At 61.1% G+C, this 11,592-nt stretch carries 7 protein-coding genes; 2 read left to right on the forward strand and 5 right to left on the reverse strand.

Going from position 1 to position 11,592, the window contains the following annotated elements; translation table 11 throughout:
- Nucleotides 1-133 precede the first annotated feature (133 nt).
- The gene (locus VGI36_03280; GenBank protein HEY2484140.1) at nucleotides 134-1,915 is read left to right on the forward strand and encodes an MFS transporter; all 1,782 of its coding nucleotides are present in this window, start codon (nucleotides 134-136) and stop codon (nucleotides 1,913-1,915) included.
- A gap of 156 nt (nucleotides 1,916-2,071) precedes the next feature.
- On the opposite strand, the gene glk is transcribed toward VGI36_03280, so the two are convergent.
- The 4 genes from glk to tkt form a co-directional block, all read right to left on the reverse strand.
- Nucleotides 2,072-3,058 carry a glucokinase gene (glk, locus tag VGI36_03285; protein HEY2484141.1) on the reverse strand — a complete coding sequence of 329 codons (987 nt, stop codon included), beginning with the start codon at nucleotides 3,056-3,058 and terminating at the stop codon, nucleotides 2,072-2,074.
- Nucleotides 3,059-4,618 carry a glucose-6-phosphate dehydrogenase gene (zwf, locus tag VGI36_03290; protein HEY2484142.1) on the reverse strand — a complete coding sequence of 520 codons (1,560 nt, stop codon included), beginning with the start codon at nucleotides 4,616-4,618 and terminating at the stop codon, nucleotides 3,059-3,061.
- A gap of 149 nt (nucleotides 4,619-4,767) precedes the next feature.
- Entirely contained in the window at nucleotides 4,768-5,784 is a 1,017-nt protein-coding gene (gnd, locus tag VGI36_03295; protein ID HEY2484143.1) for a decarboxylating 6-phosphogluconate dehydrogenase, read from the reverse strand.
- A 62-nt stretch (nucleotides 5,785-5,846) separates the two neighbouring features.
- The gene (tkt, locus tag VGI36_03300) at nucleotides 5,847-7,913 is read right to left on the reverse strand and encodes a transketolase (protein ID HEY2484144.1); all 2,067 of its coding nucleotides are present in this window, start codon (nucleotides 7,911-7,913) and stop codon (nucleotides 5,847-5,849) included.
- Between the two features lie 437 nt (nucleotides 7,914-8,350).
- Between tkt and VGI36_03305 the strand changes: the two genes are divergently transcribed.
- On the forward strand, nucleotides 8,351-9,154 hold the full coding sequence (locus VGI36_03305) for a sigma-70 family RNA polymerase sigma factor (protein HEY2484145.1): 804 nt from the start codon (nucleotides 8,351-8,353) through the stop codon (nucleotides 9,152-9,154).
- Nucleotides 9,155-9,486: 332 nt separating this feature from the next.
- On the opposite strand, the gene VGI36_03310 is transcribed toward VGI36_03305, so the two are convergent.
- The gene (locus tag VGI36_03310) at nucleotides 9,487-11,586 is read right to left on the reverse strand and encodes an AAA family ATPase (GenBank protein ID HEY2484146.1); all 2,100 of its coding nucleotides are present in this window, start codon (nucleotides 11,584-11,586) and stop codon (nucleotides 9,487-9,489) included.
- Nucleotides 11,587-11,592 lie beyond the last annotated feature (6 nt).

The following is an 11,592-nucleotide window of genomic DNA, read 5'->3' on the forward strand; positions in this document are numbered from 1 at the left end:
CCGGCCGGCACAATGAACTCAGGGAGGATAGGGCCTGCGTCGGTGTTCCTTTCTTGGTAACCGGGGGTCTTTGTGGTTAATTAGTCCCCGCGGGAGGCGGGGTAAGCCTCCCGCATTGCCGTCAGCCCAACACATGGCTATCCAGAAAAGCGCGGCGGACGTTCAAGCGCCGCGGGTCAATTCCGAGCGCCTTTCCTGGAAAATCAAGCTTCTCTACGGCGCGCCCAACTTCGCCGGCGCCGCGCTCATCATTCCGATTCTCGTCAACATGCCCAAGTTCTACGCCGATGTGGTCCTGGTGCCGCTCGGCTTCCTGGCGATCGCGATCGCTCTGGCGCGCTCGCTCGATGCCATCAGCGATCCGGTCGTCGGATGGATTTCCGATCGTACCCGCACCCGTCTCGGCCGCCGCCGCCCCTATCTCATCCTAGGGGCGCCGCTTTGCGGCCTTGCATTCTGGAAGATGCTAAGTCCGCCGCAGCACTTGACCGGAAACCAGGCGGCGCTTTGGTTCGGGGTCACCTTCACGCTGTATTTCATATTTCACACGATCTACAACCTGCCGCACTACGCGCTGGGTCCCGAACTCACTCTCGACTACCACGAACGCTCTAGCCTGTTCGGGGTTCGCGAGTCGTTTACCATTTTGGGCACCATCGTCGCGGCCGCCGCCCCGGGCGTGATGATGAAAGCGTTTGGCTGGGACGAGCGGCATGTCTTTCGTGTGCTCGGCGTCACCTTCGCGATCATCCTCACTGTCTTGTACTGGCTGTTGGCGTGGCAGGTGCGCGAACGCCCCGACTTCTCGATGCGCGAATCCAACCCGTTCGTACCCGGAGTAAGGCGCGCGCTGCGCAACCGCCCGTTTATCATCCTGCTCGCCAGCTACGTAGTTTCGTCGATCACCGGCGCGATTCCGGCCACCCTGCTGCCTTTCTTCAATGCCTACGTACTGCAGCCGAAAAACCCCGGGCTGTGGCTCTCGTTTGAGTTGCTCGGCTACTTCGGCGTCGGCTTCCTGTGCCTGCCGTTGTGGGTTGCCGCGGCCCGGCGCTGGGGCAAGCTTCCCGCCTGGCTCGCCAGCTTCGCGATGAATGTGACGGGCGGCGGCGCCATGTACTTTCTTGGCAAAGGCGACACGACCGCATTGATAGTCCTGATTTCTTGGGCAGGTGCCGCATTCGGCGCGGGCTTGTTTCTGGGGCCTTCGATGCAGGCCGATGTGATCGACTACGACGAGCTGTATACCGGCAAGCGGCGGGAGGCCCAGTACACCGCGTTCTGGAGCATCCTCCCGAAGTTCGTCGCAATTCCGAGCGCAGTGGTCCCCATCGCGATCCTCGGAGAACTCGGATACCTGCCCAACGCGGTGCAATCGCCGGAAGTGATAGTTGCAATCAAGGCGATGTTCGCGTTGTTGCCGGCATTGTGCGCGGTGCTGGCGTTTATGATCGCGTGGAGATTTCCCATCACGGAAAAGGTCCATCGCGCGATACTCGAGGGGGTCGATCGGCATGCACAGGGTCTCGACGCGATTGATCCGCTTACCGGGCGGACCGTGCCTCCTCCCCAAGCGGGTCCGGTGGACGAAGCAACCGGATGGTTCCTCGATAACTTTTCCGCTGGCGAATTACGCCGCCATTTGAAGAAGCGTGGACTTTCTTCGCTGCGCGACGTGTTGGTGTCTGCCGCCGGGGCGATCGCATTGTCGGTGTTTGCTGCGATCTACGCGATCTCTTGCGCCCGCGCCCCTGGAACCGACCCGGGAGCCCTCGCGTCACTCAGCGTGGTCGCCGCGGGCTTCGCGCTAGCAGTTTTCGTATTCCACCTCCTGCGTATTAGCGCCGCTCTGCGCCTAAGCACCGGCAACGTCCCACCGGCTGCGATCCGCGCCCATCTGGATGGTGCGGCCTGACCGCGCTCCGAGCCGGACCCCCGCCGGTTGAACCGGCCCACTGACCCTGAGACACACGCTCGGACAGTCCAATCACCGTTGTCGATGTGCTTGGCGCCGCTGGTCGGCTTTTCGCGCGCTTCCAGCTTCCCTGACCCGCCCAGCGCGGGGAGAGAATCAGAGCAGTCCGGCGGCTAGTGCTGCGCAGCGGGCCGCGCCCAACAACGCGGCACTGTCGTTGAGGATGACCTTGACGGGAATCGCGCTTAACAAATCGCTCATCCGCCCTTTGTGGGTGAATGAGCGCATGAAGGCCGGTTCCTTAAGCTTGCTGAGAATGCGCGGAACTATCCCGCCGCCCAGATAGACGCCACCGGTGGCCATGATCTTGAGCGCAAGGTTCGCGGCCTCGGCGCCTAACAGGATGATGAACAGATCGAGCGCCATTTCGCATAACGCGGACCTTTTTTCCAGGGCCGCTCTGGTGATGACCGGGGGCGGGTCCCCATTCTTAAGTTCTTCCCTCAGCCAGACCGGCTCTTCGCCCCGCCCGGTGTCCCGCAGGAAGCGATAGACATTGAAAATTCCCTCGCCCGAGAGCGCACGTTCCCAGCTCACATGCGTGTACTGCTTCTGTAACCACGCGAGCATTTCGGTCTGGTACGGGTCGCTCGGTGCGAAATCCGCATGGCCGCCTTCGCACGCAAAGGGCCGCAGGATTTTTCCGTCCCAGTAGAGACCCGCCTCGCCCAGCCCGGTTCCCGCGGAGATCACCGCCGCATTGCCGATAGCATCAGCAGCACCGGGGTTGATGACGCTTAAGTCGGAAGCACCGAGCGCAGCGATCCCGTAGGCGTTGGCTTCGAGATCGTTGATGACGCCCGCCCGTTCGATTCCGATCACATGCGCAAGCGACGATGCATCTACTGTCCATCCGAGATTGGGCAGCACCGCAATTCCTTTGCGCACCGGTCCCGCAACCCCGAAACAAGCCGTGGTTACCGTTACCTTATGAGTGGTCAAGAACACCCTGAGAGCACTTTCGAGATTCTGGTGCTCGTGCGAGGGATAGATTTGTTCGCGGGCGAGCTTGACCCGCCCGCCGTCAAGGGTGAAGGTGGCGATTCGTGCGTGAGTCCCGCCGATATCACCCGCGAGGATCATTCAGCCAATGATGCGCCAGTGACGGCCTTCACGTTCCAATAGATGATCTGATTCGGACGGACCCCAGGTGCCTGACGCGTAGTTCGGGAAATCCCGCGGCGGCAGTGCTTTCCATACATCGAGCATTGGTTCCACCACCCGCCACCCCGCTTCGACCATGTCGTCGCGCTGAAACAGCGTCGGATCGCCGATCATGCAGTCGAGCAGTAGTGTCTCGTATCCGGTTGCCGGTGCCGCACCGAAGTACTGTGAATATTCGAAGTTCATGTTGACCGCGCCCAGCGTTACGGTCGGCCCCGGAACCTTGGCGCTGAAGCGCAGTGAGATTCCTTCATCCGGCTGGATATGCATCACCACCATGTTGGCGGACATCTCGTCTATGCCCGCTTCTTTGAACAGCAGCTTGGGCGCGCGCTTGAACTGAATCGCAATTTCGGTAACCCGTCTCGCCAGTCGCTTACCGGTGCGCACGTAAAACGGCACCCCCGCCCATCGCCAGTTGTCGATCGCTAGCTGCACCGCGACGAAGGTTTCGGTCGAGGATTGCGGATTGACCTGCGCTTCCGTGCGATAGCCGGGTTCTCGCTTGCCGTCCGTGATTCCGGGACCGTATTGGCCGCGCACCGCGTGGGTGAGAACCGCTTCCGGCGAGAGTATCTGGATCGCGTGCAAGACCTTGGCCTTCTCATCGCGAACCGCTTCGGAGTCGAACGAAATCGGCGGTTCCATTGCGGTCATCGCGACCAGCTGCAGTGTATGGTTGGGGACCATGTCGCGCAGCGCGCCCGATTGATCGTAGTAGCCGCCGCGCAACTCGACCCCGACCGTCTCGGCGACGGTTATCTGCACGTGGTCGATATAGCGGCGGTTCCACACCGGCTCGAAGATTCCGTTGCCAAACCGGAACACCAGCATGTTCTGCACGGTCTCTTTGCCGAGGTAATGATCGATGCGGTAGATCTGGCTTTCATCCAGGGTCTTTTTGATTTCCTTGTTGAGTGCGCGCGCGGAATCAAGATCGCGGCCGAAGGGCTTCTCGATAATCACGCGGCGCCACTGGCCGTTTTCCTCGGTGGTAAGCGCGGCGCGACCAAGCTGGCCGATGATCTCGCCGAAAAACTGCGGCGCGGTCGCGAGATAGAAGAGGTAATTTCCGGCGGTGCGTTGCTGCTTGTCGACCGCCGCCAGCGACGCTTTCAGCTTTTGGTACAGATTAGGGTCGTGAAAATCGCCGGCCACGTAGTGCACGCGTTCGTCGAACCAGCTCCACAGCTGCTCGTCCACCTTGGTGGTCGCGAATTCGCGGATATCGGCTGAAAGCTTTGCGCGAAATTCACTATCCGAATATTCGGCCGAAGTCACTCCAATCACCGCAAACCGGTCGGGTAGCAGCTTTTGGGTGAGCAGGTTGTAGAGCGCGGGGACCAACTTGCGCTTGGTGAGATCACCCGCCGCACCAAAAATCACTACGAGGCAGGGGTCACCGACGCGCGCCGTGGCAGCCATAGTAACGGGACTCTCCTGTGCAATCGCCATGTCCTTCCCTATTTGCCGGTCCATCAGCGGTTGTTCGCAATCAACTGACCGCCGCTGGCTTCCTAAAAGAAAGCGGAACCAGGAGCGTGGAAAGCCAAAACTCCCCGGCCTCCTGTCCGTTTCGATGAGAGGTCAGGTTGATGCACTTGCTGGGCAAGTGCAGCGGCCACTACTTACTTCGACTTCTCTAGATGCCCGCCGAATTCATAGCGCATGGCCGACAGCAGCTTGTCAGCAAACTCGGCGGCGCCACGCGAGCTGAAACGCTCGTACAAGGCTGCGCTCAGAACGTACGCTGGTACGCCCTCATCGATTGCGGCATCCACCGTCCAGCGTCCCTCGCCCGAATCTGAAACCTTTCCCGTGAACTTCTGGAGCTTTGGATCGTCAAGCAGCGCCTGTGCCGTCAAATCAAGCAGCCACGATGCGATCACGCTCCCGCGCCGCCACACTTCGGCAATTTCCGTCAGGTCGAAATCGTATTGATAGTGTTCGGGGTCGCGCAGCGGGGTCGTTTCCGCGTCAGTTGTCTCCTTAAGCTTGCCGACGTTGGCGTGGCGCAGAATGTTCAGGCCCTCGGCGTATGCCGCCATGATGCCGTATTCGATTCCGTTGTGAACCATCTTTACGAAATGGCCCGCTCCGTTGCCGCCGCAATGCAGGTAGCCGTGTTCCGCGGTCGTCGGCTTTGACTTTTCGCGACCCGGGGTGCGCGGCGCGGAGTCGAGCGGCGGCGCCAGCGTACTGAACAGCGGATCCAGATGCTTCACCACGTCGGGCTCGCCACCGATCATCTGGCAATAGCCCCGTTCGAGTCCCCACACTCCACCGCTGGTGCCGGAATCGACATAGTGAATGCCCTTGGTCCGGAGCATCTTCGCGCGGCGCAGGTCGTCGATGTAGTAGGAGTTGCCGCCATCGACGATGATGTCGTCCTTCTCAAAGCGCTTATTCAGGTCCGCCAGGGTCTGTTCCACCACCCCGGCCGGAACCATCATCCAGGTGGTGCGCGGCTTCTTAAGCTTAGTGGTCAACTCATCGAGTGATGCGGCGCCGATCGCACCCTCCTTGACCAGCTCCGCAACTGCACTCTTGTTCATGTCGAACACGACGCATTCGTGACCGCCCTTGAGCAGCCGTCGTACCATGTTCGCGCCCATTCGGCCGAGGCCAATCATACCCATCTGCATTGGTGTCTCTCCTTAACCGCTCCAGGAGTTAGTGTTCGACCGCCGTCGCGTTGGAGGTTTTCTCAAATTCTGCCGTTCCTCGCGATGGCTTCCTTGGCGGCTTCTACGACCTTTTCGGGAGTGAAGCCGAATTTTTTCAGCAACGCCTTCAACGGTGCGGACGCGCCAAAGGTGTGCATTCCGATTCCATGTGCACCCGCGCCAGTATAATAGGCCCATCCTACGACCGATGCCTGCTCGACCGACACCCGGGCCCGCACCTCGGGCGGTAATACCTGCGAGCGATAAGCTTCCGGCTGCCGTTCGAAGAGCTCCCACGACGGCATACTCACCACGCGCGCGCGAACTCCGTCCGCCTTGAGCTTCTCGAATGCATCGACACACAGCGAAACTTCGCTTCCCGTTGAGAGCAGGATCACCTCGGGCTTGCCGCCGGCGGCGTCGGCCAGGACGTAAGCGCCTTTGGCCACACCGCTGGCGGGCCCATATTTCGTCCGATCAAGCGTCGGCAATGCCTGGCGGCTCAAGATCATGCAGACCGGCTCATGCTGCAATTGCATGACCACCCGCCACGCCTCGGCCACCTCGTTCGCGTCGCAGGGCCGCAGCACAATCAGGTTCGGGATCGCGCGCAGTCCTATGATCTGTTCGATCGGTTGATGGGTCGGGCCGTCCTCGCCCAGGCCGATCGAATCGTGCGTGAACACATAGATCACCGGCACTTCCATTAGCGCGGCGAGGCGAATTGCGGGCTTGCAGTAGTCGCTGAAAATCAGAAAGCCGCTGCCGAAGGGACGGATCTTGCTCAGCGCCATCCCGTTGAGCACCGCGCCCATCGCGTGCTCGCGGATCCCGAAATGAAAATTTCGACCGCTGCGATTGGTGGCATTGAAATCGCCGACACCCGCAAAGGTGAGCCGCGTTTTGGTGGAGGGCGAGAGGTCGGCGGCGCCACCCATCAGCCAGGGGACACTTTTCGCGAGCGAGTTGAGGACCGTGCCCGAGGAGTCGCGAGTCGCGATCCCCTTCGGATCGGCGGGAAAACTCGGAATCTCCTTGTCCCACCCATCGGGCAGCTCGCGCCGCTGCATCCGATGAATCTGCCCGGCCAGGTCGGGGAACTTGGTTGCGTACTGCGCGAGCTTGTCATTCCACGCGGAGCTGCACTCGCTACCGCGCTTGCCCACGTTGGCATCAAAGTTCTGGCGTACCCCGTCCGGCACCAGGAATTTCGCATCCTCCGGCCATCCGTAGTTGCGCTTGACCAGCTTGACTTCCTCTTCTCCGAGCGCTTCTCCGTGCGCCTCGCTAGTATCCTGCTTGTGCGGTGACCCGTATCCGATGTGGCTGTCGACGATGATCAGAGTCGGGCGGTCGTTCGTGTCCAGGAAGACGTGGAACGCGCGTTCGAGCATTTCGAGGTCGTTGGCGTCGCCGACTCGCGTAACGTTCCATCCGTAACCGATGAAGCGGGTCGCAACGTCGTCGCTGAAGGTTAGGTCAGTGTGGCCTTCGATGGTTACGTGGTTGTTGTCGTAGATCCAGCAGAGGTTGGGCAGCTTCAAATGGCCGGCCAGCGATGCGGCCTCGTTCGACACGCCCTCCATCATGCAACCGTCGCCGCAGAGTGAGTAGACGTTGTAGTTGAACATCTCGAAATCGGAGCGGTTGAAGTGATTGGCCTGCCAGAGCCCGGCGATCGCCATCCCAACGCTGGTCGCGACGCCTTGTCCGAGAGGCCCGGTGGTCGTCTCGATGCCGGAAGTCCAGTGATACTCGGGATGGCCAGGGCAACGGCTGTCCAGCTGCCGAAAATGCTTGATGTCATCGAGCGAGACGGTTGGTCTCCCGACTATCTCGTATTGCGGGTCGACCGCGAGCACGCCCGTCAGATGCAGCATCGAGTAGAGCAGCATCGACGCATGGCCGGCAGATAGCACAAACCTATCCCGGTTGGGCCAAATCGGATCCTTCGGATCGAACCGCAGGAAGCGCTGCCACAGGCAATAGACCACCGGCGCCATTCCCATCGGGGTCCCGGGATGACCGGAGTTGGCCTGCTGGACCGCGTCGATGGATAGAGTGCGGATGGTGTTGATGCACAACTGATCGATCTGGGAGTTTGCCACGGCTGTCACCTCATTAGTGAAGGCTGTGATCGCTAAAAATCGGCATGCAAGCCGGTGCCGCTGTCCTTATCGACAATACAGGGCCTCGCTCGATACGGCGAATCGGCCCTAGCATCCCAAAATTGAGTTGCCGCCGCCCCGGACGGGTGCCCGCGCCGAGTGCAGTTGCCTATATAGTAGAGCGCGATGACGCTGCTGTGTCATAAAGGTTGCTGCCACGTGTCGAGTCCACGGACAGTTCGTCTCCCGTTCGGCACGGATGGCGCTCTGGAGGTCTCCAACCTCTGAAACCACAGGCAAAAGAAACACATAAGCCGCGCCTCACGATATGGGGGTTGATACCCAGTCCCTAACTTCGACCCTCGCAACCGGCAATCACTCGAGCCTGCTATCTTTTCCGGGGACCCCGCCGTCCTATTTTCCAGAGGACTCGCACAATGAGCCACCAGCCTGCATCCGACGAGATGGCCCGGCAACTGCGAACTGCCTGGTTCACATATCTCGACACGATCGAACCGGTTCGCCCCGCCCTGTATCAGTATTGTCGCCGTCTCACGCGCGACGTGTGGGATGCAGAAGATCTGTTACAGGAAACCTTGCTTCGAGGTTTCGCTGCCATAGGGCGGGGTGATCTGCATGGCGATGGCAGCCGGGTGAAAGACACGCGCGCTTACGTATTCCGAGTCGCGACCAATCTCTGGATTGACCAGCTTCGCCACAACGAAGTCCGCTCTGGCCGGCCGGATATTCCCGAGCCCTCACCCACGGCAGAGCAGGCCGTCGCGACGCGCGAAGCGGCTGCGAAGCTGCTTACTCAGGCCTCGCCGCAGCAGCGTGCGGCCATCGTGCTAAAAGACATTTTCGATTTTACCGCCGAAGAGATTGCCGTGATGTTGTCGACCACGGTCGGCGCGGTCAAGTCAGCGCTTCATCGTGGACGCACAAACCTGCAGGAACCGCGGCACGAGGTCCCTGCCTCACCGCGCACCCCGTCAAGGGAGCTCATCGATCGCGTCGTCGCGGCATTCAACGCGCGTGACGTCGATGCAATGACGGACCTGCTACTGGAGAACGTGACCCTCGAGGTACCAGGCGTGGGCGGCGAGCGCGGCAAGAACATGATTTGGGTCCATGCCTCGCTTTCGCACCCCTCGTTCAGATCCGAGGCGTTGATGTACCAGGGTGAGTGGATCGTCATTACCTGGGACGAACAGGCTCCGAGCGTGTCCTGGCCGGCGTGAATCGTTTTGAAGAACAAGATGGGGTAATCGCACGCATACGCGAATATGCCTACTGCCCGGAGACGATCGACGAAATTGCTTCTGAGCTCGGGGTGAACGCAGCACCGCGGAGATACCATCAGGACCCAGCCACGCTCCAGAGAATGATCGCCGGGTCGAACCTCCCGTGGACAAGTCTGAAACGCCACTACCCAGTGGCAGAATTCACCCGCAACTCGGGGGCCCCAGTGATCATTTCAAGGGCTTTTTCGATGCGAGTGACGGGTTGCGGCGAGCGCGTAAGTCGGCCCGGTCGATAAACCTCGGCCAAAGCCAGGAAGCACGGGCGAGGCCTATGTATCTCGGGAACGAGACCGAGCCAGCGGCAACTCCAACTGCTCCGGGACCCCAGGAGGAAACCGCGCTGCCAACTCCGCCGCCACGCCAGAATACCTAACGGCTTTTCGCGCGATGCCGGCACTAAGCAAGCCGGGGTCGCCCACAATCACCACCCCGCGGCAGCAACGGCTTACGGCCGTATACAACAGTTCGCGCGTCAGCACGGGCAAATCGCGCTCCGGAAGCATCACGGCGGCAATATCGAACTCGGAGCCCTGCGCCTTATGAACCGTTGTCGCATAACCCAGTTCGAGCAGATCACCGAGCATATCGAGGCGAAACACTGCAAGATCGCTCCCTCTAACGAAGACCGCTGCACCGTAGTGCCTTCCGTCGGAATCGAGCGCATTGACAACTACACCCTGATCGCCGTTGAACAGCGAGCGATCGTAGTCATTGCGCACGACGACTACCGGGTCCCCTGCGATCATCGGTACTCCGCGTATCGTTTGCCCAGCCCGATTGTGCAACATCTGGCGATGCATGCGCGCGTTGATCGCATCCGAGCCCGACAGCCCCACGCGCGTCGCACACAAGATCCTGGTTCTGGCGCGGTAGTCGCATAACTGCGTGAGGCTCGTGTGATCCTCGTTGGAAATGGTTTCCTCGCCGATCGCATACTCATGGTTCACCAAGGAATCGGTCTCGGCGCCCCCAACGATCTGCTCGCGCTCCCATCGATCCAGGAACTCGTCCAGCCCACCGGGCGGAGCAGGCAGCAGCTCCACGCCATTGAATTCAATCTCGTCAACCTTCGATCGCAGCTGCGGCGCCAGTTTTCCCCCCGAATTGACCCCCGATGCCAGCGTTTGGTCGCCCGCGTTGATGCGCCGACATACCTCGACGATGGCAGCGCCGGTCGGGCTACTGCTCGGGGTTCGATAGTTGCGCGACAGTCGTACGCTTGAGTTGGAGAGTGGATGGACGCGATCAAGCGGCACCAGATCGCGAAACGCCGCACCCGCGGAAACCGACGGCAGTTGATCAACGTCGCCCAGAAATACGAGTTGCGCCTCGGCTGCCACTGCTCCGACCAGGCGTTCCATCATCGCGAGGTCGAGCATCGAAGCTTCGTCAACAATCACAGCGCGCGCCGCGATCGGATTGTTGCGATGGTGAAGAAATATGCTGCGATCGGGAGAGTAGCCGAGGAGACGATGAACCGTTACGGCATCGGGAGCTGCCGCCAAAAGCTGCTCATCTTCTGCCGATGGAGTGGCAATCCGCAGCAGCGACGTTGTCACCGCGTCCCGCAGGCGGAACGCGGCGCGCCCGGTGGGCGCGGCCAGGGTAATTTCGCGTGGCGGCACCTTAAGCCGTGCGAGCACTCTAAGGATGGCGACCACGATCGACGTCTTGCCGGTGCCAGGTCCACCCGAAATCAGCGCCAACGGAGAGCCCACCGCGGTTCGGACCGCGCTTAGCTGCTCGGTGGAGAGTTCGATCCGCGCGGCGCCCGCGTAGGCCGGTCGTTCGGTAACATCATCTAGGGCGCGCTCGATGCGCGCCGCCTCCAAAGGCTCCGCGCGCTTACGCCGCGCCGTAATACTGTCCACCAGCCGCCGTTCGAGGGCGCGTGACCTCGCGTGTAAGATGAACGGCTCTAGAAACAGCAAGGGCGTCCGATCCAGGTCCGTACGGCTGATTACGTTTGCGACCCGCCGGTTGAGAAGCAGGTCTTCTATCGAACGACGGACTTTCTCGCCTGCGGCCGCGTCGGTCCCGACCAGTGCACCGAGTAGGTGATGCATCGGCTCGCGAGCGGTCTCACCGGTGACCGGAAAACGGGTGCTGCCCTGGGCAAGTGCGGCCAGGGTCACCATGGTCAAGACGATCAACGCGAAGCGCGCGTCATCGTCGAGGTGCGGCTCCAGCGCTGCCAATTCCGACGCCAGATGAACCGCGTCGCGCTCGAGGTTGAGGTCTCCGACCTTTTCCTCCAGCGCGCGCAGCCGGTTCTCGAGGTCGCCGGTTCGCCCGCCGCCTGAAATCTCAAACCGGCGCCACGCGCCGCGCAAGGCAAGTCGTTGGTATTTGTCGTGCGCAGCCTCCATGCGAAA

The sequence above is a fragment of the Candidatus Binataceae bacterium genome (genome assembly GCA_036495685.1).
Taxonomy (GTDB): domain Bacteria; phylum Desulfobacterota; class Binatia; order Binatales; family Binataceae; genus JAFAHS01.